Origin of the sequence: Streptomyces sp. NPDC017979 (genome assembly GCF_044328175.1) — a bacterium.
Taxonomy (GTDB): domain Bacteria; phylum Actinomycetota; class Actinomycetes; order Streptomycetales; family Streptomycetaceae; genus Streptomyces.
The window spans coordinates 552,264-575,489 of record NZ_JBIRGU010000004.1 but is presented as its reverse complement, the minus strand read 5'-3'; the positions used below and the strand labels follow the sequence as shown (position 1 = coordinate 575,489).

Annotated in this window: 8 protein-coding genes; 3 read left to right on the top strand and 5 right to left on the bottom strand. The window is 73.7% G+C overall.

Annotated elements, in window-relative coordinates; translation table 11 throughout:
- The first annotated feature begins 130 nt into the window (after positions 1 to 130).
- The 3 genes from ACH4E8_RS15385 to ACH4E8_RS15375 all read left to right on the top strand — a co-directional run bounded on the left by ACH4E8_RS15385 (position 131) and on the right by ACH4E8_RS15375 (position 18,194).
- Positions 131 to 7,945: an amino acid adenylation domain-containing protein gene (locus tag ACH4E8_RS15385; protein WP_398448202.1), complete on the top strand. Its 7,815-nt coding sequence runs from the start codon at positions 131 to 133 to the stop codon at positions 7,943 to 7,945.
- Positions 7,942 to 17,397 (top strand): amino acid adenylation domain-containing protein, encoded by a 9,456-nt coding sequence (locus ACH4E8_RS15380; protein WP_398448200.1) that lies wholly within the window; start codon positions 7,942 to 7,944, stop codon positions 17,395 to 17,397. Before ACH4E8_RS15385 ends, ACH4E8_RS15380 begins: the two co-directional genes overlap by 4 nt.
- 269 nt (positions 17,398 to 17,666) lie before the next feature.
- Positions 17,667 to 18,194, top strand: a complete 528-nt coding sequence (locus ACH4E8_RS15375) for a helix-turn-helix domain-containing protein (protein ID WP_398448198.1) — start codon at positions 17,667 to 17,669, stop codon at positions 18,192 to 18,194.
- Between the two features lie 205 nt (positions 18,195 to 18,399).
- Here the strand turns inward: ACH4E8_RS15375 and ACH4E8_RS15370 are convergent, their stop codons facing one another.
- From ACH4E8_RS15370 to ACH4E8_RS15350, 5 genes are all read right to left on the bottom strand, one after another.
- On the bottom strand, positions 18,400 to 19,338 hold the full coding sequence (locus tag ACH4E8_RS15370) for an NAD(P)/FAD-dependent oxidoreductase (RefSeq protein WP_398448196.1): 939 nt from the start codon (positions 19,336 to 19,338) through the stop codon (positions 18,400 to 18,402).
- A 45-nt stretch (positions 19,339 to 19,383) separates the two neighbouring features.
- Positions 19,384 to 20,775, bottom strand: coding sequence for a DoxX family protein (locus ACH4E8_RS15365; protein WP_398448194.1), 1,392 nt, complete (start codon positions 20,773 to 20,775; stop codon positions 19,384 to 19,386).
- 67 nt (positions 20,776 to 20,842) lie between these two features.
- Positions 20,843 to 21,580, bottom strand: coding sequence for a class I SAM-dependent methyltransferase (locus tag ACH4E8_RS15360; protein WP_398448192.1), 738 nt, complete (start codon positions 21,578 to 21,580; stop codon positions 20,843 to 20,845).
- A 503-nt stretch (positions 21,581 to 22,083) separates the two neighbouring features.
- Entirely contained in the window at positions 22,084 to 22,572 is a 489-nt protein-coding gene (locus tag ACH4E8_RS15355) for a putative immunity protein (protein ID WP_398448190.1), read from the bottom strand.
- A 140-nt stretch (positions 22,573 to 22,712) separates the two neighbouring features.
- A complete protein-coding gene (locus ACH4E8_RS15350; protein ID WP_398448188.1) occupies positions 22,713 to 23,060 on the bottom strand; it encodes a hypothetical protein in 348 nt (115 codons plus the stop codon).
- Positions 23,061 to 23,226: the final 166 nt, after the last annotated feature.

The window sequence follows — 23,226 nt, the reverse complement described above, 5'->3', positions numbered from 1 at the left end:
TAAGCAGTTGGACGCCACGCTCACGGCCCGAATGCGCACGCCGGGGGATTCTGTCTTGATCCTTTGATCTCTGGCCAACTTCTTTCACCTCGGTGGCCAATCCATCGACTCGCCCCAACGATTGGGGGCGATGAGAGTCCCGGTGATCTGGTTACCACGTTTGTGGGGGGATGCCCGAATGGGGTGTACCGGCGTTACGGCCGAGCAGGAAGCCATGTGGCTCGCGCAGGAGTTCGCACCCGATCGACCGAACAACGTGGCGACGTTGTGGGACGTGACGGGTGAGCTGGACGTCCCCCTGCTCTCCGCGGCGCTGGAGCGGGCCGTCGCGGACGCCGGCACCCTGGGGGTGAACTTCCGCCGCGGCGCCGAAGGGCCCCAGGCCGTCGCCCGTGACCTCGGCGGATGGCGGCCGTTCCACCTGGACGTCAGCGAAGCCGACGACCCCGCGGCGGCGGCCCGGGAGGCGGTGGCCGACCTGGTGGCCCGGCCCTTCGACCTGGGCGCCGACGCGCTCTTGCGGGTCGGCTCGATCCGGCTGGGGGACGCCCGCCACCTGGTGGTGCTGGTCTTCCACCACGTACTCACCGACGCCTTCGGAGTGATCGCCCTGCTGTCCCGGCGGATCGCCGAGGTCTACCGGGCGCTGCGCGCCAACGCACCCGTACCCGACGGAGAGTTGGCCCCCGGACCCGACCCGATCGCCGCGGACGCCGCCTACCGCTCGTCCCCGCGCCACGGCGACGCCGAAAGATTCTGGCAGGACTACCTCGCCGGCGAACCCACCGCCGCCCGACTCCCCACCGGAGTGCGCCCCTTCGCGGAAGGGGCCGAGGGCGGCGGCTGGGACGCGCTCACCGAACGGTTGGGCCTGACCACCCGCACCGTGACCGTCCCCGCCGCCGAGCGCGCCCGCTGGGAGCGGACCGCGGCGGAGTCCGGCACGAGCGTTCCCGACCTGCTGGCCGCGGCGTCCACCGCGTACCTGCGGCTGATGTGCGCCGTCGCGGCACCGCTGCACACCATCACCGTCAACCACCGCACCGGCGCCGCCCGACACGCGCTCGGCCTGCACTCGAACCGGGTGCCGTTACGGGTCGAGGCGGCGCCCGCCGCCACCTTCGTGACGCTCGCCGAAGCGCTCCGCCACGAACGGCGGACCGTGCTGCGCCACGCCCGGCACGAGACCGCGCTGATCAAACGGGCGACCGGGCGCTTCACCGACGCCCGCAGCCCCTTCGGCGCCATCGTCAACGTGATCCCCTTCGTCCAGGCCCTCGACTTCGCCGGCAGCGAAGGGCGCTTCGCCGGCGGCACCTTCGGCCAGGTCGACGAGGTGATGGTGTGCCTCTACACCGACGGCACGCCCACCAGCGACCTCTTCGTCCGCTTCGACGCCCCACAGTGGCAGTACGACGCGCAGGACGTCACCGGCCTCGCCGAACGGTTCGTCACCTTCCTGCGCACGGCGATGGCCGCCCCGACGGCACGGGTCGCCGACGTGGGTGCCCTCGCCGCAGCAGAGCAGCCGCACCTGCTCGCCGGGTGCGCGGGCCCTGCGGTCAACCGGCCCGACGTCACCCTGACCCGGCTGCTGGAGCAGCAGGCCCGCGCCACCCCCGACGCACCCGCCGTCACCTTCGATGACGCCCGGCTGACCTACCGGGAACTCGACGAGCGCGCCGGTCGCCTCGCCCGGCTGCTGATCGAGGGCGGCGCGGGGCCCGAACGGTTCGTCGCGGTGGCCGTGCCCCGCTCCCTGGAACTGGTCGTCGCGCTGGTCGCGGTACTCAAGTCGGGCGCCGCATACGTACCGATCGACCCCGACTACCCGGCCGCCCGCGTCGCGTACATGCTCGACGACGCCCGCCCCGCGCTGCTCCTCGCCGTCAAGGAGACCGCCGCCGAACTGCCGGCCACCGACATCCCGCTGATCGCGGTGGACGAGGTCCCGCTGACGGCAGGGGACGCGGCGAGCGCGCCCCCGTGCTCCGCCCGTCCCGCGCACCCCGCGTACATGATCTACACCTCCGGCTCGACCGGGCGGCCCAAGGGCGCCGTGGTCTCCCACGCCGCGATCGTCAACCGGCTGCTGTGGATGCAGGACCACTTCCGCATCGACGCCGCCGACCGGGTCCTCCAGAAGACCTCCGCCTCCTTCGACGTCTCCGTCTGGGAGTTCTTCTGGCCGCTGACCACCGGCGCGACGCTGGTCGTCGCCCGGCCCGACGCCCACCGGGACCCCGCCCACCTCGCCGAGGTCATCCGCCGGGCCGGCGTCACCACGCTCCACTTCGTCCCCTCGATGCTCGCGGAGTTCTGCGACGAGAGCTACGCCGACTGCCGCACCGCGCTGCGCCGGGTCGTGTGCAGCGGTGAGGCGCTGCCCCTCGACCTCGCCGAGAGGTTCCACCGGACGTTCGGCGTGCCCCTGCACAACCTGTACGGACCCACCGAAGCCGCGGTCGACGTCACCGCCTGGCAGTACCGGCCCGACGCGCGCACCATCCCCATCGGCCGCCCGATCGACAACACCGAACTCCTCGTCCTCGACGCCGCGCTGCGACCCGTACCCGGCGGCGTGCGCGGCGAGCTGTACATCGTCGGCGCCGGCCTCGCCCGTGGCTACCACGGCCGGCGCGCCCTCACCGCGGAACGCTTCGTCGCCTGCCCCTACGGACCGCCCGGCCGGCGCATGTACCGCACCGGGGACCTCGCCCGTTGGAACGCCGACGGCGAGTTGGAGTTCGAAGGCCGCGCCGACCAGCAGGTGAAGGTCCGCGGCTTCAGGGTCGAGCCCGCGGAGATCGAAGCGGCACTCGCCGCCCACCCCGGCGTCGCCCGTGCGGCGGTGCTCGCCCGGGCCGGCCGCGGTGCCGACCGGGCCGCCCAACTCGTCGCCTACGTCGTGCCGACGACCGCGGTCGACAGCGGCGGCGCCGGCCAGGAGTGGGACTTCCACGCCGGTCTGGACGTCGCCGAACTGCGCGCCTTCACCGGCTCCCGGCTCCCCGCCCACCTCGTCCCCGCCGCCTTCGTCGTCCTCGACCGGCTGCCGCTGAGCGCCAACGGCAAGCTGGACCGCGGCGCGCTGCCCGAACCGCAGTACGCCACCGGCCCGCACCGCCCGCCCGGCACCCCCGACGAACAGACCCTGGCCGACGCGTTCGCCGAGGTGCTCGGGCTCGGCCGGATCGGCGTCGACGACGACTTCTTCACCCTCGGCGGGGACAGCATCCGGGCCATCCAAGTGGTCGCCCGGGCGCGCGCCGACGGCCTGGTCATCCACCCGCGCACCGTCTTCGAATGCCGCACCGTCGCCGCCCTCGCCCGCGCGGCGACCCGCGACACCGCGCCGCCCGCGCTCGCCGAACTCGACGGCGGGGGCGTCGGCACGGTCCCGCTGCCGCCGATGGCGCGCCTCGTCGCCGAGCACGGGCCCGGCCTGGACCGGCTCGCCCAGTGGCTGGTCCTCGAACTCCCCGACGGCGTCGACCACGACGACCTCGTCCGCACCGTCGCCGCCGTGCTCGACCGGCACGACGTGCTGCGCGCGCAACTGGTCGACGACGGCCTGCGGATCCGCCCGCCCGGCACCGTCGACGCCGCCGAACTCATCACCGCCGTGCGCTGCCCGGGGGAGTGGCACGGCGAACCCTGGCGCACCGTGCTGCGCGCCGAAGCCGCCGCCGCGGCCCGTACCGTCGACGCACGTGCCGGCCGCATGCTGCACCTGGTGTGGTTCGACCCGACGGCCGGCGGCCGCGGCCGGCTGCTGATCGCGGCCCACCACCTCGTCGTCGACGGCATGTCGTGGCGGGTGCTGCTGCCCGACCTGGCGCAGGCGTGGCAACGGGTCCGCGCCGGCAGCGCACCGAACCTCGCGCCGGTGGGCACCTCGCTGCGGCGCTGGCTGCGGGCGCTGGTCGACGAGGCGGCACGACCGGAGCGGACGGCCGAACTCCCGCGTTGGCGCACCCTCCTCACCCGGTCCGCGGCCCCCGTCGGCGCCCGCCCGCTCGACCCCGCCGTGGACGTCACCGCGACCACCCGGACCCTACGGCTGACCCTGCCCGCCGACCTCACCGCGGCCGTGCTCACCGCGGTGCCCGCGGCCTACCGCAGCGGCGTGGACGACGTGCTGCTCACCGCCCTCGTGCTGGCCCTCGCCAAGCACCGGCGGGGCGTGGTCGACGGCGCCGCGCTCGTCCGCGTCGAAGGACACGGACGCACCGAGGAACTCGCCCCCGGCGCCGACCTGTCCCGCACCGTCGGTTGGTTCACCACCGTCCACCCGGTCCGCCTCGACGTCGGGGGTCTCGACGTCGACGCCGCGCTCGTCGGCGGGGCGGCGGCCGGCGAGGCGCTGCAACGCGTCAAGCAGCAGCGGCACGACGTGCCGGGCGACGGCCTCGGCTACACCCTGCTGCGCTACCTCAACGAGGACACCGCGGCCGAGTTGCGCCACCACCCGGTCGACGAGATCGGCTTCAACTTCCTCGGCCACTTCTCCTTCGACGGCGCACAGGCGGGACGCGGCGCCGGCTGGACCCCGGCGCCCGAGTGCCCCGAACTCGTCGCGGCCCCCGACCCCGCGATGCCCGCACCCAGCGCCCTCGAACTGAACGCCCTGGTCACCGAAGCCGACGACGGCCCACGGCTCACCGCCCTGTTCAGCTACGCCACCGGAGTGCTCGACCACGACGAGGTCCACGCGCTCGCCGACACCTGGCGCACCGCGCTCCACGGCCTCAAGGACCTGGTCACCGCGGGCGCCACCGGACTGGCGCCGCGCGACCTCGCCCTGGTGGCCACCGGCCAGGACGAGTTGAACGCCTGGCAGCAGCGGTTCGGGCGCATCGGCGACGTATGGCCGCTGACGCCCCTCCAGGCCGGGCTGCTGTTCCACACGATGCTCGCGGACACGACGACGGGTGCGTACCAGACCCAGTTCGTCTTCAAGCTCAGCGGCCCGGTGGACGCGGACCGGCTGCGCGCGGCCGGCCAGGCCCTGCTGGAGCGCCACCCCAACCTGCGGGTGGCGTTCGCCACCGGCGCGGCAGGGGAGCCCGTGCAGATCGTCGTCGACGACGTACCCCTGCCCTGGCGCCACGTCGACCTCAGCGAACACGCTCATGCGCAGGGCGAGTTGGAACGCATCATCGCCGCCGAGCGCGCCGCCCCGTTCCGCACCGACGCGCCACCGCTGCTGCGGCTCACCCTCGTCACCCTGGGGTCCGACCGGGCCGAACTCGTCCTCACCGCCCACCACGTGCTGTTCGACGGCTGGTCCGTACCGCTGATCGAGCTGGAGCTGATGCGGCTGTACGCCACGGGCGCCACCGCCGCCGCCGACCCGCCGCCCGTCTGCGGCTACCCGGACTTCCTGCGGTGGCTGGCGCAGCAGGACGCCACCCGGTCCACCGGCGCGTGGGCGGCGGAGCTCCGCGGCGTCGCCGAGCCGACCCTGCTGGCCCCCGGGCCGCGCGCGGACCGCACCGGCAGCGGACAGGTCACCATGGCCCTGTCCAGCGACGACGCCGCCCGGCTGGCGCGGCGCGCGGCCGAGTTCGGCGTCACCATCAACGCCCTGGTGCAGGGCGCGTGGGCGCTGGTGCTCGCCCGACTCACCGCCCGCGACGACGTGCTCTTCGGCGCCACGGTCTCCGGCCGCCCCGCCGACCTGCCGGGCGTCGACCGGGCCGTCGGCCTCTTCATCAACACCGTGCCCGTGCGCGCCACCTGCACCCCGACCGAGCGGGTCGCAGCGCTGCTGGGCCGGCTCCAGGACGCCCAGGCCCGGCTGCTCGAACACCACCACGTGGGGCTCGCGGACGTCCAACGGGCCACCGGGCTCAGCACGCTCTTCGACACCCTCCTCGTCTTCGAGTCGTTCCCCGTCGACCGGGCCGGCATCGCCGCCGCCACCGCGGCCGGCGAACTCGCCGTCACCGGCATCCGCCCCTACGCGCCGCCGCACTATCCGCTGACCGTCATCGCCGCGGCCGACCCGCTGTTGCGCGTCTCCTTCCAGTACCAGCGCGACGCCTTCGAACCCGCCGAGGTGGAAGCCGTCGCCGACCGGCTGGCCCGGGTGCTGCGGCAGCTCGCCGTCGACGGGGACCTCACCGTCGGCGCGGTCGACGTGGTGACGCAGGAGGAGCGCGACCGGGTGCTGCACCGGTGGAACGCCACCGCCCTCCCGGTGCCCGAGGTCACCGTGCCGACGCTGCTCGCCGCACGGGCGAAGGCCACCCCGGACGCCGTCGCCGTCGAACACCGCGGCGCCGCCCTCACCCACCGGGCCCTGCACGAGCGGGCGAACCGGCTGGCCCACTGGCTCGTCGAACAGGGCGCGGGACCCGAGACGCGCGTGGTGGTCAAGCTGCCGCGCTCCCTCGACCTGGTCGTGGCGCTGCTCGCGGTGTGGCAGGCCGGCGGCGCCTACGTACCCGTCGACCCCGACTACCCGGCCGCCCGGGTGCGGGCCGTCGTCGAGGACAGCGCTCCCGTGCTGGTGCTGGACGCGGACCGGCTGGCCGCCGCCGACCTCGCCGACCGCCCCGCGACCGCCCCGCACGTCGACGTCGACCCCCGGCACGCCGCGTACGCGATCTACACCTCCGGCTCCACCGGCAAGCCGAAGGGCGTGGTCATCGAGCACGGCGCGCTGGCCAACCTGCTCGCCGGCATGCGGGAGCTGTTCCCGCTCACCGCGGACGACCGGCTGCTGGCGGTCGCCACCGTCGCCTTCGACATCGCCGCGCTGGAGCTGTTCCTCCCGCTGCTGGCCGGGGCCGCGGTCGTCATCGCCGACAAGGACGACATCACCCAGCCCGCGGCCCTGCTCGACCTGGCGGACCGGGCCGGCGCCACCCTGGTCCAGGCGACGCCGGCGCTGTGGCAGGTGCTGGTCGCCCACGACGCGGGCCGACTGGAGCGCCTGCGGGTGATCAGCACCGGCGAGGCCCTGCCCGTCGCGCTGGCGAAGGCCCTGAGCACCCACGCGGCCCAGGCCACCAACCTCTACGGCCCCACCGAGGCCACCGTCTACACCACCGCCTCCCGCCTCGGCCCGGGCGCCGCGGGCCTGCCGCCGTCCATCGGCCGCCCGGTCGCCAACTACCGGACCCTGGTCCTGGACCGCGCCCTGCGCCCGGTGCCGCCGGGGGTGACCGGCGACCTCTGGATCGCCGGCCCCGGCCTCGCCCGCGGCTACTTCGGCCAACCCGCCCTGACCGCCGAGCGGTTCGTGTCGAACCCGTACGGCCCGCCCGGCGCCCGGATGTACCGCAGCGGGGACCTCGCCCGCTGGAACGCCGACGGCGAAGTGGAGTACCTCGGCCGCGACGACCACCAGATCAAGCTGCGTGGCTTCCGCATCGAACCCGCCGAGATCGAGACCGTGCTCACCCACCACCCCGCCGTCCGGCAGGCCGCCGTGATCGTCCGCGAGGACCGGCCCGGCGAACGGCGCCTGGTGGCGTACGTCGTGGCGGAGGCGGACGCGAAGGCGCCGCCCGCGGAGCAACTGCGCGCCCGGGTGGGGGAGCGGCTGCCCGGATACATGGTCCCCGCGGCCGTGGTGGCGCTTCCCGAGTTCCCGTTGACGCCCAACGGCAAGCTGGACCGCTCGGCGCTGCCGGAACCCGAGTTCGACGGCGCGGACCACCGGCCGCCCCGCACCCCGCAGGAAGCCGGCCTGTGCCGGCTGTTCGCCGAGGTGCTGGGCCTGGAACGGGTCGGCGTCGACGACGACTTCTTCACCCTCGGCGGGCACTCCCTGCTGGCCACCCGACTGGTGGCCAGGGCCCGCGCCGAGCTGGGGGTGGAGATCCCCATCCGCACCGTGTTCACCTCCCCGACCGTCGCCGAACTGGCCCTTCGCTGGGCCGACATGCTGACCCCGTCCCGGAAGCCGTTGCGCCGGATGATCGAAAGGTGAGCCAGGAATTGATCCCCCTGTCGTACGCGCAGCGTCGCATGTGGTTCATCAACCGCTTCGAGGGCCCGTCCTCGACCTACAACATCCCCCTGCTGCTGAGGTTCACCGGAGCGCTCGACACCGCCGCCCTGCGGGCCGCGTTCCGGGACGTGCTGGGCCGCCACGAAGTCCTGCGCACGGTCTTCGACGAACTCGACGGCCAGCCCTACCAGCGCATCCTGGACGCCGGCGACGTCGAGCTGCCCTGGACCGACTGGGGCCACGTCGCCCCCGACCGGGTGCCGGGCGTGGTGTCGTCCGTCACCGGCAGTTGGTTCGACCTGTCGAGCGACGTGCCGCTGCGCGGCGGCCTCGTGCGCACCGGCGCCGACGAGCACCTGCTGGTGCTGGTGATCCACCACATCGCGGGCGACGGCGGCTCGCTCGCACCGCTGGCCCGGGACGTGTCGACGGCGTACCGGGCCCGGGCCGCGGGCCGTGCGCCCGACTGGGCCGAACTGCCGGTGCAGTACGCCGACTTCGCCGTGTGGCAGCGCGAGGAGCTGGGCGACCCCGACGACCCGCACAGCGTCCTCGCCGTGCAGGCGGCGTACTGGCGCGACGAGCTCGCCGGGGTGTCCAAGCCGCTGCCGTTGCCACTGGACCGGCCGCGGCCCGAGGTGGCCAGCTACCGCGGCGGCTCGGTCGAACTCGGACTCTCCGCCGAGGTGCGCAGCCGGGTCGAGGCCGTGGCCCGGGCGCGCGGCGTGACGGTGTCCATGGTGTTCCAGGCCGCGCTGGTGGTGCTGCTGCACCGGCTCGGCAGCGGTGACGACGTGACCGTCGGCTCCCCGATCGCGGGCCGCACCGACGAAGCGGTCCACGACCTCGTCGGGTTCTTCGTCAACTCATGGGTGCTCCGGGTCCACCTCGACGCCGAGCAGTCCTTCGAGGCCGTCCTGGACCAGGTGCGGCGCAAGGCACTCGCCGCCTACGAGAACCAGGACGTGCCCTTCGAACGGCTCCTGGAACTGCTGCGGCCCGAGCGCTCAGCCGCCCACCACCCGCTGTTCCAGGTGGTGCTGGCGTGGCAGAACAACACTCCGCCCGAGCTGGACATGCCCGGGCTGACGGTCTCGATGGAACCCATCCCCACCGGCACCGCCAAGTTCGACCTCTTCTTCAACCTGGCGCCCGACGACCGCGACGGATCGGTCATGGGCGAGATCGAGTACGCCACCGACCTCTTCGACCGCGCCACGGTGGAGTCCGTCGCCGCCCGCTTCGTCCGCGTCGTCGAACAGGCCGTCGCCGACCCGCAGATCGCCGTGCGCGACGTACGCGTGCACACCGGCCACCAGGACGGCGCCGCCGCGGACGGCGTGCTGACCGCCGACGAACGCCACAAGGTCCTCGTCGAGTGGAACGACACGGCCCGCCCGTTCCCCTGTCCGGGCCCGATCCACCTGCCCTTCGAAGAGCAGGCCGCGCTGCGCCCCGACGCGACGGCGCTGCGCTTCGCCGACGGGACCATGAGCTACGGCGAGCTGAACGAGCGCGCCAACCGCATCGCCTGGGACCTCAAGCGGCGCGGCGTGGGCCCCGGGACGGTCGTCGGCATCGCGATCCGCCGCGGCCCCACGATGATCGCCGCGGTGTTCGGCGTCCTCAAGGCCGGCGGCGCCTATCTCCCGCTCGAACCCTCATCGCCGGGCGAACGCGTCGCCAGCATGCTCGCGGACACCGGGTCCACGCTCGTGCTCACCACCTCCGACACCCCGCAACCCGCCCTCCCCGCCGGCGTCGAACTGCTCGACGTGACGGACTCGGCGGCACGGGAGGGGACCGCGGGCAACCCGGAGCCCGCCGCCGGCCCGGACGACCTCGCCTACGTCATCTTCACCTCCGGCAGCACCGGCAAGCCCAAGGGCGTGGTGATGACCCACCGCCCCCTGCACAACCTGCTCAACTGGTGCTTCACCACCTTCGACTTCGGCCCCGACGACGTCGGCCTGTGCCTCACCGCGCTCGGCTTCGACCTGTCGGTCTTCGACATCTTCGGCCTCCTCGGCTGCGGCGGCGGGCTGTACGTAGCCGACGAGGCCGAGCAGCGCGACCCCGACCTGCTGCTGAACCTGCTGCTCACCGAGCCGATCACGTTCTGGAACTCGGTGCCCACCACCCTCAACCAACTCCCGCCGCTGCTCGCCCACCGCGACCGGTGGCCGGGCGCCGACCGGCTCCGGCTCGTCTTCCTCTCCGGCGACTACACCCCGCTGCCGCTGCCCGACGAGATCCGCGCGGTCTTCCACCGGGCGGAGATCATCAGCCTCGGCGGGGCGACCGAGGCGACCGTGTGGTCCAACTACTTCCGAGTGCGGGAGATCGACCCGACCTGGCGCAGCATCCCCTACGGCCGCCCCATCGACAACGCCCGCTACTACGTCCTCGACGACGACATGCAGCCGTGCCCCGTCGGCGTCGAAGGCGACCTGTACATCGGCGGCGACGTGCTGTGCGCCGGCTACGCGGGCCGCCCGGAGCTGACCGCGGAGCGCTTCGTCCACGACCCCTACGGCCGACGGCCCGACGACCGGATGTACCGCACCGGCGACCGCGCCAGCTTCTTCCCGGACGGGAACATCTGCTTCCTCGGCCGCGCCGACAACCAGGTCAAGCTGCGCGGCTTCCGCGTGGAACCCGGCGAGGTCGAGCACGTGCTCGTCAGCCACCCGGCGGTCCGCCAGGCCATCGTCACCGCCCGCGAGGACCAGCCCGGAGACCTGCGACTGGTCGCCTACGTCGTCCCGGACCCCGGCGCACTCGACGGCGAGCACGGCGCGGACGAGCAGATCGACCAGTGGCAGGAGGTCTACGACCACGCCTACGCCGACGGCGCCGACACCGGCTTCGGCACCGACTTCACCGGCTGGACCAGCTCCTACACCGGCGAACCGATCCCGCTGGCGCAGATGTCCGACTGGCGCGACGCGGCGGTGGAGGGCGTCCTGCGCTTCTCGCCGCGGCGCGTCCTGGAGATCGGCGTCGGCTCCGGGCTGCTGCTCGCCCGGATCGCCGCCGGGGTCGACGAGTACTGGGCCACCGACTTCTCCGCGGCGGTGATCGCCCGGCTGCGCGGCCAGGTCGCGGCGCACGGCCTCGCCGACCGGGTCCACCTGCGCCACCGGCCCGCCGACGCCCTGCACGACCTGCCGGCCGGCCGGTTCGACACCGTGGTGCTCAACTCCGTCGTGCAGTACTTCCCGAACGAGCAGTACCTGCGGCAGGTCCTCGACGGCGCATGGCAACTGCTCGCGCCCGGCGGCCGGATCGTGATCGGCGACGTCCGCAGGGCCGCGTCCCTGCCCGTGCTCCAGACCGCCGTGCAACGGGCCAAGCACCCCGACGCGCCGCCGGCGGTGCTGCGCAGCGCCGTGGAAGCGGCCGTGCTGCTCGAAAAGGAACTCGTCGTCGACCCCGAGTGGTTCCTGCGCTGGACCGCCCGGGCCCCGGGCGCCGAGGTCGACGTCCGCGTCAAGGACGGCACCGCGCACAACGAACTGACCCGCCACCGCTACGAGGTCGTGCTCCACAAGCCCGCCCCGACGGTCCGGGCGACCTCCCTGGCCGCCGCCCCCGCGGTGGCGTACCACGGCGACCTCGACGCCCTCGCCGAGCCGGTGGCCGGCACCGGCGCCACGGCCGTACGCATCAGCGGCGTCCCCAACGCCCGCCTCGCCGACGAGGCCACCGCCGCCCGCGACCTGGGCGTGGCCGCCCCCGAGCCGTCCCCCTGCGGGCCCCCGCTGGACCCGTCCGCCGTCCACGCGTGGGCGGCGCGGCACGGCTGGCACGCGCTGGTGACGCCGTCGGCGACCGCCGTCGACCGCTTCGACGTGCTCGTCCTGCGCGACGGTCCCGCGGCGGGCCGGGTGCTGAGCGGGGCGTACCTGCCGGGGGCGGGGGAGTGCGCCCCGGTGAACGACCCCACGGTGGCCGGCGGCGTCACCGCGCTGTTGCCCGCGCTCCGCGCCCATCTGCGCCGGAGCCTGCCCGAGTACATGGTGCCCGCGGCGATCGTGCCCATCGCCGGCGTGCCGCTGACGGACAACGGCAAGCCGGACCGGCGCGCGCTCCCGGTGCCCGACTACACGGCCGGCAGCAGCGGACGCGCCCCGTCGACGCCGCAGGAAGAGTCGCTGTGCGCGCTGTTCGCCGCGGTGCTCGGGCTCGACCGGATCGGCGTCGACGACAACTTCTTCACCCTGGGCGGCCACTCGCTGCTGGCGACCCGACTGGTGAGCCGCATCCGCGCCGAACACGGCGTGGAGGTCCCCATCCGGGTCGTCTTCCAGGCCCCCACCGTCGCCGAACTGGCCGCGCACCTCACCGACACCGGCGCCGTCCGCCCGCCGCTGACCCTGCGGGAGCGGCCCGAGCGCCTGCCGCTCTCCTTCGCCCAGCAACGGCTGTGGTTCATCCACCGCTTCGAAGGCCCGTCGGCGACCTACAACGTCTCACTGGCGCTGCGGATGCGCGGCGCCCTGGACGCGGCGGCACTGCGCGCGGCGCTGGCGGACGTCGTGCTGCGACACGAGTCACTGCGCACCGTCTTCGAGGAGGAGGCCGGCGCGCCGTACCAGCGCGTCGTGCCCGCGACCGCGGTCGAGGTGCCCTGGCAGGAGTGCGACACCACCGAGGGCGACCTCCCCGGCGCCCTGCGGCGCGCGGCCCGCCGGCCCTTCGACCTGGCGAACGAGATCCCCATCCGCGCCTGGCTGTTCCGACTCGGCGGGGACGAGTCCGTGTTCCTGATCGGCGCGCACCACATCGCCTCCGACGGCTGGTCCGCCCTCCCGCTGGCGCGGGACCTCACCACGGCCTACGCGGCCCGCACCGCCGGCGCCGCGCCGCAGTGGGAGCCGCTGCCGGTGCAGTACGCCGACTACACGCTGTGGCAGCGGGAGCTGCTGGGCGACAGCGACGACCCGAACAGCCTGTACCGGCGCCAACTGGACTACTGGACCGACCACCTGGCCGGGCTGCCGGAGACCGTCGACCTGCCCGCCGACCGGGCCCGGCCCGCGGTGGCGTCCTACGAGGGCGACCTCGTCCCCCTCGAACTCGACGCGGAACTCACCGAAGGCGTGCGCCGGCTGGCGCGGGAGACCGGCGCCACCGTCTCCATGGTCCTGCAAGCCGGGCTCGCCGCGCTGTTCACCCGGCTCGGCGCCGGCACGGACGTGCCCATCGGCTCCCCGATCGCCGGCCGCACGGACGAGGCACTCGGCGCGCTCGTCGGTTTCTTCGTCAACACCTGGGTGCTGCGGGCCGACACCTCCGGCGACCCCGCGTTCGTCGACCTCGTCGAGCGGGTGCGGGAGCGCAGCCTCGCCGCCTACGACCACCAGGACGTCCCCTTCGAGCACCTCATCGAGGTGCTGAACCCGACGCGGTCACCCGCCCACCACCCGCTGTTCCAGGTCTGCCTGGCGCTCCAGAACAACGCCCGGCCCGAGTTCACCCTGCCCGGTCTCACCGTCACCGAAGAGGTCTTCGGCACCGGAGTCTCCCGCTTCGACCTCTTCATCAGCCTCGGCGAACGCGACGACGGCGACGACGGCGCCCCTGAGGGGCCGGGCCGCATCACCGGATTCGTCGAGTACGCCACCGAGCTCTTCGACGCCGCGACGATCACCGCACTCCTCGACCGCTGGACGCACTTCCTGCGCCAGGCGGTCGCCCGACCGCAGGCACCCATCGGCGCCGTGTCCGTCCTCACCGGCGACGAGCCGGCGACGCTCGCCCGCTGGGGCGGCGGTGCCCGCGGCCCGCAGTTTGCCGCCGGCACCGTCCACCAGCGGTTCGCCGCGGCCGTCGCCGCCGCCCCGGACGCCGTCGCCCTCGTCTCCCCGGACGGCGCCGACACCTGGACGTACGCGGAGCTGGACCGTTGGTCCAACCGCATCGCCCACCACCTGCGGGCCGGCGGCGCCCGCCCGCACGGCCGCGTCGCCCTCCTGCTGGAGCGCTCGCCGCTGCTGGTGGCCGCGATCCTCGGGGTGCTCAAGACCGGCGCCGCGTACGTACCGGTCGACCCCGGCTATCCGCGCGAACGCATCGACCTGATGCTCACCGACCTCGCCCCCGCCGTCGTCGTCGACCACGCCCTCGCACGGGTCGACCTCGCGGCAGGACCGGACACGGCGCCCGCGGGCTGCGACGTCGGCGAGCAGGCCGCCGCGTACGTGATGTACACCTCCGGCTCCACCGGCCGCCCCAAGGGCGTCGAGGTGACCCACCGCAACGTGGTCGACCTCGCGCTCGACGACTGCTGGTCGGGCGGTGCGCACCGACGCGTCCTGCTCCACTCGCCGCACACCTTCGACGCCGCCACCTACGAACTGTGGGCGCCCCTGCTCGGCGGCGGCACCGCCGTCGTGGCGCCCGCCGGCCGGCTGGACACCGCCGCACTGGCCGCCGTGATCGCCGAGCGCGGGATCACCGGCCTGTGGCTGACCGCCGGGCTGTTCGCCGTGATGGCGGAGCAGCACCCGCAGTGCTTCGCCGCCGTCGCCGAAGTGTGGGCCGGCGGCGACGTGCTGCCGCCCGCCGCGGTCCGCCGCGTCCTGACCGCCTGCCCCGCGCTGACCGTGGTGAACGGCTACGGGCCGACGGAGACCACCACCTTCGCCGCCCGGCACCGCATCGCCTCCGTCGACGACTGCACCGATCCGCTGCCCATCGGCCGGCCCATGCAGGGCACCGCCCTGCGCGCCCTGGACGAACGGCTGCGACCCGTGCCGCCCGGCGTGGTCGGGGAACTGTACGTCGGCGGCGACGGCGTCGCCCGCGGCTACGCCGGCCGCCCGGCGCTCACCGCCGAACGCTTCGTCGCCGACCCGCTCGGGGCGCCCGGCGCCCGGCTGTACCGCACCGGCGACCTGGTGCGCTGGAGCACCGCGGGCCGGTTGGAGTACCTGGGCCGGGTGGACGACCAGATCAAGCTGCGCGGCTTCCGCGTGGAGCCCGGCGAGGTGGAGGCCGCGCTACGCCGGCGCGCGGGCGTGGCGCAGGCGGTCGTCGTCAGCCGCGAGGACCGCCTCGGCGAGCGGCGCCTGATCGCGTACGTCGTCCCCGAAGCGGCGGACTCCTCCGCCGACGAAGCCGTCGAACAGGTCGGCGAGTGGCGGGCGATCTACGACACGATGTACGGCGGCACCGACGTCGAACTCGACCGGATCGCCGACGACTTCACCGGCTGGAACAGCTCCTACACCGGCCGCGCCATCCCGCTGCCCGAGATGCGGACCTGGCGCGACGCCACAGTGGACCGGCTCCTCGCACTGCGCCCGCAGCGGGTCCTGGAGATCGGCGTCGGCTCCGGACTGCTGCTCGGGCCGCTGGCCACGCGGGTGGCGGAGTACTGGGGAACCGACTTCTCCGCCCCCGTCGTCGAGCGGCTGCGCACCCAGGTCGGTGCCGACCCCCGGCTGTCGGACCGGGTCACCCTGCGCTGCCAGGGCGCCGACGAGCCGGGCGACGTGCCCCGCGGGCACTTCGACACCGTCGTCCTCAACTCCGTCGTGCAGTACTTCCCCGACGCCGACTACCTCGACCGGGTGCTCGACGTCGCGCTGGCCGCCCTGGCGCCCGGCGGCCGGATCGTCCTCGGCGACGTGCGCAACCACCGCACGCTGCGCTCCTTCAGCGCCGCGGTGCACCGGGCCCGGCGCCCCGACGACCGGGACGCCGCCGTGCGGGCCGCCGTCGAGCGCGCGGTCCTGGACGAGAAGGAACTCGTCGTCGACCCGGAGCACTTCGCGCACTGGGCCGAGCGGCACCCGGACGTCGTCGCCGCCGACATCCGCCTCAAGCCCGGCGCGTACCACAACGAACTGACCCGCCACCGCTACGAAGTCGTCCTGCACAAGGGGCCGGGCCCCGCCCTGGACCTCGCGGAGTTGCCGGTGGCGACCTGGGGGAGCGACGTCGCCGAGCTCGCCGACGTGGCGGCCGCGCTGGCCCGCCACGGCGGCCGGTGCCGTCTCGTCCGGGTGCCGAACGCCCGGCTGGTCACCGAGGCCGCCGAGTGGGGCGGAACGGTCGACGACCGGGGCGCCCTCGACCCGGCCGAACTGGAAGCCTGGGGCGCGGCCCGCGGCCTCGCCGTCTACTGCACCTGGTCACCGGAGTCCGCGGACCACTTCGAAGCGGTCGTCCTGCCCGACGTGGACGCCGCCGTCTGCGACGGCGTGTACCGCCGCGCCCCGGTGCGGCCGGACCGGCTGGTGAACTCGCCCGCGGTCTCCCGCCGTGCGTCCCGGCTGCCGTCGGTGCTGCGCGAGGAGTTGGCGGACGAACTGCCCGCGTTCATGATGCCCGGCGAGATCGTGCTGCTCGACCTGCTGCCGCTGACCGCGAACGGGAAGGTGGACCGGGCCGCACTGCCCGACCCCGACGCGACCGGCGGCGAGTACCGCGCCCCGCGCACCCCGCGCGAGGAGGCCCTGACCGGGCTGTTCGCCGAGGTGCTGGGCCTGGACCGGGTCGGGATCGACGACGACTTCTTCGCCTGCGGCGGCCACTCGCTGCGGCTGACCCGGCTGGTCTGGCAGATCCACGAGAAGTTGGGCATGGACGTCCCCGTGCGGACCGTGTTCCAGTACCCCACGGTGGCCGAACTCGCGGCCCAACTCTCCGCCGACACCGAAGTGGCCTTCGAAGACCCGTTCGCGGTCTTGCTGCCGATCCGCACCGAGGGGCAGAATCCACCGCTGTGGTGGCTGCACCCCGGCGGCGGCCTGAGTTGGCCCTATCTCAGCTTCGGCCGGCACGTGGACCGCGCCTGGCCGCTCTACGGCATCCAGGCGCGCGGCTTCGACGGGACCACGCCCCCCTCGACGTCCATCGAGGACATGGTGGACGACTACGTGCGACAGGTGCAGGAGGTGCAACCGTGCGGGCCGTACCACCTGCTCGGTTGGTCCTTCGGGGGGACCCTGGCGCACGCGATGGCCGCCGAGTTGCAGCGCCGCGGCGAGGAAGTGGCGCTGCTCGCGCTGTTGGACGCGGCGCCCGCCAGCCACTTCACCGATCTGGAGGCCCTCGACGAGGAGATGGTGCGCACCTTCCTCGCCAACTACATGGGTCACCTCAAGGGGATGGAGGAGTACGAGTTCCTGGTCGGCACCGCCTCGTCGATCTTCGTCGAGCACATGGAGCAGATGCGGCACTTCACCTCGCCCAGGTACCGCGGGGACGTGGTGTTCTTCAACGCCCTGCTCGATCCGGAGACCCACGACAAGCGTCAACTCGACGAGGACATGGACGTGTTGTGGCATCCGCACGTGGACGGGCGGGTGCAGCGCTTCGACGTCTCCTGCGCGCACAACGAGATGTACTGGCCGCGGAACGCGGCTGAGATCAGCCGGGTCATCAACCGCGTGCTTCGGGACCCGCGGCAGCCGTGACACCCGCCCGCACCGGCGGGGGAGAGAGATCTGGAGGAGATCCGGATGAGCACCGATCCGTTAGACGAGGGGGGCGGCCAGTTCCTGGGGCTGGTCGACGAGGGGGGATAGCACCGGCTCGGGAGACACGGGGGAACCGAGCCGCGAGCGGCGCGTCGGGGCCCGCACGGACCTGGCAGGGTCCGCGGGGGCCCCGACGCACGGCTGAACGAGCTTTGAGGAGAGCTGGTGTGACCATGCGCAAGTGCCTACCTGGGGAGGAAAGTGCTGTGGGGGGTCTGAACAGCAAGGTCGTCGGGGTTGCCAACAACAAGGTCATGTTCGTCAGATGGCCGGCTCAGATGGACCTGAGAAGCCGCTGTCGTAGGGAAGGAGTACCGAGACTGCTCGTCGTCGAGGGGGGAGCCCGACCGCCGGTCTGCATCGACCCTTTTGAGGACTGGGTGCGCGCGCCGATCTCCAAGGACGACCTGGAGGCCAGGGTCAGGGCCCTGCAGAACCGGCTGAACAGCCGGCGCGTGCCCACCCTCGACGCGGCCGGCACCCTGAGCTTCGGCGGCCATTCGATCACCGTCTCCAACGCCCAGTCGGAGCTGATGGACTTACTGATCGAGCGCTTCGGGGAGGTGGTGTACCGGGGCGAGTTCGTGCACCGCCTCGCCGAGCGGGTGCCCACCGTCACCCGCAACTCGCTCGATCTGCACATCATGCGGCTGCGCCGCCGGCTCCTGCCGATCGACCTGTCGATCCGTACGGTGTGGGGCCGGGGCTATCTGTTGGAGAACGCCGCGGTCTGAGGCCGCGGAGGGACGGGTCCGCACGGTGCCGCGCAAGGGGACAGGCGCGGCGGTGCGGCCGGAGGCCGTGGGGGCTTCCGGCCGCACGAGACGCGGAACGCGCTGCGGGATCCCGGTGCTCTTGGTGCACTCGGCGCTCCTGACGTACCCGAGGCCCCTGGCGTGCTCGACCCGGGACGTGCCGGCTTCCGGCGGGGGACGTCGGTCAACCGTGGACGGCGCCGAGCACCGCCGCCGCGTGGATGGCGTCGGCGGCGGTGGCACCCGCCGCTGCCGCCGCGGTGAACGACTGCTTCCAGCGGGCCGACAGGTCACCCGCCGCGTACAGCCCGGGCACGTTGGTGCACCGGGCTTCGTCGACGGCGAGGAAGCCCCCGTCGTCCACGGTCAGCTTCAGCTCGTCGATCGCCCGGGCGACGAGGGGCTGCTGCCGCTGCGGCGGCGTCCACACCAGCGTCTCGCGCTCCAGCACGCGCCCGTCGGCCAACTCGACCGCGTACAGCGACCCCTGCCGGTGGTGCAGCTTGCGCACCGTGCCCGCGACCACGTCACCGCCCCTGCTGCGGGCGGCGGCGCGGGCCTCGTCGAGGCCCGGCGTCGACGGGTCGCAGACGGCGATGGCGTCCTCGCTCCACGGGCGGAACGCCACGGCCGACAGGGCGGCGAGGTCCGCGCTGTCGCTCACGGCGGCCCAGCGCCGGCCGGCGTTCTCCTCGCCGAGGCAGAACGGGCAGTGGATCACGGTGCGGCCCCAGCACTCCGCGAACCCCTCCACCTGGGCGGGGTGGACGTCGACGACCCCGGTGGCGAGCACCACCGTCGTGCCTTCGACGGCGTCACCGCCGTCGAGCCCGACGCGGAACCGGCCGTCGTCCGTCGCGCGCACGCCGTCCACCTCGGCCTCCTTGAGCTGCACGGTGGCGTAGCGGGACAACTCCCGCCAGGCCCGCGCCCGGATCTCGGCTGGCGGGGCGCCGTCCAGCCCGATGTGGCCGTGGACGCCTTGCGACGCGTCGTTGCGCGGCGCGCGCGGGCTGTCGACGAGGACCACCCGGTGGCGGTACCTGGCGAGGACGAGCGCGGCGGTGAGCCCTGCGGGGCCGGCGCCGACGACGACGGTCGCGTGGTCGTTGATCGAGGACATGGGTCGGTTCGATGCCTTCCGTCGGGCGCGGGGGCGAAGGACGCCCTACCGCAGCGAAGAGCTTTCCTGCACCCAGTTGAAGCCGCGGCCGACGAGCGGGAGCGAGTCGAGGTCCAGCCGGCTCAGCCGTAGCCGCACGTGCTCCCCGGCCACGTCGCCCTCCAGCGTCAGTCGGTCGTCCCCCTCGCGCGCCAGCGTCAGCGTCGCCTTCCACTGCGGGTCGGCCATCTTCAGCAGGGTGATCGAGCGGCCGGTCATGTCGATGCTGGCGGGGTGCAGGTCGAACGAGTCGTCCATGTGCTGGACGGTGACGACGTCGGCCGACTCGACGACGACCCGCCGCCAGCGCCGGCCGTCGGTCGTCAGCGCCGGCCGGTCCTGCCCGTTCGACGCGTACGCGTCCACGTTCCAGATGCCGTACAGCTCCGGCTTCTCGCGCCCCGGACCGAAGGCGGACCAGAACCGCCGGTCGTTGCGGAGCTGCGCACCGAGCATCCACAGCCCGGCGACGACCTGCGCGGCAGTGGCGACGCGGTCCGCGCGGCGGGAGCGGAACAGCTCCGTGCCGGCGGCCGGCCGGACCCCGTCGCGGGACAGGAAGAAGTCGGCCAGCCGGGCCGTCTCCGGCGCCAGCAGCACCAGGCTCAGCAGCAGCAGATGGAACGAGTGCAGCTTCACCGGGACGTCGTAGGTCATGTTCAGGATGAGGACCTGCGCCAGCTCCACGGCGCACAGCAGCGCCCCCAGCGTCGTCGTCCTGGGCAGGAGCAGCAGCAGCCCGCCGGCGATCTCCGCGCAGCCCAACAGGACCTGGTACGGCTTGGACGCGCCCGTCTGCGACCACAGCGCGGTCATCGGGGTGAAGTTGCCGAACGGCTCGACGAGCCTGGCCAGCGGGAGCTGGAACTGGAGCGGGATTGCCTTGGCTGCGCCGTAGTGGAACATCTGCCCGGCGAGGCACATCCGCACCAGCAGCCGGAACCGGGCGTCGGACGTCACGTCCCGGGTGCGCGGGCGGCGGTCGAGCGCGGACCAGGCCCCGGTGGCCGCGGCGGCTGCCGTCAGCCAGCAGAACTGCCCGACCCAGGCGTACCGGTTGTCACCGCCGTCGAAGTGGTCGCCCACCGTCGTGTCGAAGACGCGGGCGGCCACCCACTGCCGCACGGGACGGATCGCCCAGACCTTCGCCCAGGCGTCGGCCGCCTTCTGGCGGTGGCCCAGCCCGCCGCCGATCAGGCTCAGCAGGACCTGGGGCGTCGTCAGGCAGTAGAGCCCGGAGTAGACGACGCCGAAGCGGGAGGCCACCTGGGCGACCGCGTCCCACTGCGACGGACGGAGCGGGGCGCCGGTCCGCGGACCCGTGCGCCGGGCCGCCCGGTTGGGCGCCGGGGAGGACGTCAGGGTACGGAGCAGCGCGCGTACCGCGGGCACCTTCACGGGTCAACACCTCCAGAACCTTCGGGGCCTGCGGAGCCTGCGTAGTTTTCGGAGTGCTCCGAAGCGTTCAGACGCGACGGAACCGGCCGAGCCAGGCGGGGATGTCGAACGGCTCCGACGCGGACGGCAGCAGCCCGTGCATGGTGGCGTCGGTCAGGGACTCGACCGTCCAGCCGTCGGCGAAGCCCTTGCGCAGGTCGTCGATGGAGCGCTGCGGGCCGGGCGGGGCGGACTCGGCGCCGTCGGCGTCGGTGCCGGCGTCGGGGGTGCTCGCCGGCATCCCCTCGATCGCTTCGGCGAGCCGCGCCTGCATCACCGTGGAGCCGCGGTCGCTGATCACGAGCACGTGGACGAGCGCACCGGGACGGCACGAGCGGTGCAACTCGGCGGCATACGAACGTAGTTGGTCCGGGTCGAAGGTGTGGGCGAGGCCACAGTCGACGACGGTGTCGAACCGGCCCTCGTAGCCGGCGAGGTCGAGGGCGTCGGCGACGTCGAAGGCCGCTTCCAGCCCGCGTTCCCGGGCCCGGTCGCGGGCGATGGCGATCGCCGTCGGCGCCAGGTCGAGCCCCGTCACCGAATGGCCCTTGAGGGCCAGGTGGAGCGCGTTCTCCCCGCTGCCGCAGCCGGAGTCGAGCACCGCGCCGCTGATGAGCCCCGCCTCTTCGAGGGCGACGAAGGCGGGTTGCGGCCCACCGGTGTCCCAGGGCGGACGCTCGCCGAAGGGGCTCTCGCCGCGGTAGACCGCGTCGAAGACCTCGGTCATCGCGGCCATGCCGACGGGGCGGGCAGCAGGTTCTGTCATGCGCCGATGGTCCCGCCCCCGCCGGTCCGACTCCCGGTCTCTTGCCGACTTCTGTCAGCCCGCCGGCCGGCCCGAACGACCATCCGTCTTCCCACCGGCCGACCCGAGGTCGCGTCCGCGAGGCCCCGCGCGCGTTCCTGCGCCTCTTGACGCAACCGCCGTTTCCCTGCGGGAGCGTTGGTCCGTACGACCCGCCGGGTGACCCCAGCGCCCCTGAAACCCACCCGCCAGCCCGTAGACAAGCGACGGGGACAGCACATCAGAGGCGCGGGGAACTGCGCGAACAACCCGCCACCGGCCAGGTAGGGACAGATGCTCTGGCAGCGCTACGGCGGCTGGGTTCTTTCGGATCATGCTGGATCAGCGGGGGCACCACCGGGCCCGCACGGCGCAGGGGGCCACGGGCGACCGGCGACGACGCGGAGTGGGGGCACCTCCCGGGCCGCAGGCCCGGGGAAGCGGTGCTCGGGCACGCGAGCCCGGCAAGGTCCGGCAGGGAGGCACTAAGCGCGCAGTGCCGCGTCGAGGTCGCGCAGGAACTCGCCTACCCGTCCGCCGCCGGGCGGCGCGGCCGGCAGCCGGCCCAGCACCGCGGTGACCGCCGGCGGTGCGTGGCGCCGCGCCCATTCCAGGGGCTGGTCGCCGCCCTGCCCGTTCTCCGCGCTCGCCGACTCCGCCGCCCGCGCCGCGTGCGCTGCCGCGCCGAGCACGTGCCGCACCTGGTGGGCGCTGGCGGTGGGATGGAGGTACGCGGCGGCAGCGGCGAGGCCGGCCGCCCGGTGCGCCGCCCACGCGCTCTGCCGCAGCGCCCCGGTGCGCCGGCCGCCCGCGGCGTAGGCGTCCGCCGCGGCGACGGCGTCCCGGGGCCGGCCGTCGGCGGGACGGTCCCGCTCGAAGATCGACAGGACCCGGCGCGCGCAGTCGGCCGCGTACCCGGTGATCTGCCGGAGTTCGTCCTCGCTCAACTCGATGGTGCGTGGTGCGGTGGGCACGTCTCCATCGTGCCGCAGACCGCGAACCGGAGCGATGTCGAACTGAAATGCAGGGAAATCGAGTTCGAATTTCTCGATAAAAGGAAGCGGGCAGTCGCCCTTGACTGCCCGCTTCCTTCGGGGGTGCTGCTTGGCCGGGATCAGCTCGGGTTGTTGTACCAGCCGGAACAGCCCTTGTGGTCCTCGCAGACCCGGAATTTTGCAATCCGGGAGTTATAGCTGGCCCATGGGCCCCAGTTGCCGTCGGAGCCGTTGCCGTCCCACTGGGACACATGGGCGCCGTTCGCCAGGTAGGCGTCCGCGTACACGCCGTTCCCGTCCCGCTCGCCGTCGTAGGCGCGCATCGAATAGGCCGTGGCCTGGGCGCGGTCGCTGCCGTGGCTCAAGGTCACGGTCGCCGAAGCGGAGGTGGCCATGGTGACGGTCAGCAGCGCCGCACCGCCCAGGACCGCCGAGGACCTCAGTAGGTTCTTCATGGTCGATTTCACGGTGCCTCCTGCTCGCTGGGGAAATTGCGGTCGAATGCACTGTAGAAATCGCGACCGTGTGGCAGCCAGCCGAATTCTCGTCAACGTTCCTTATTGATTTGCGACGTTATCGAACTGGCGCACGCCAGGAATTTTGGGGCATGTGGTGTCGGCGGTGCCTTTTGTG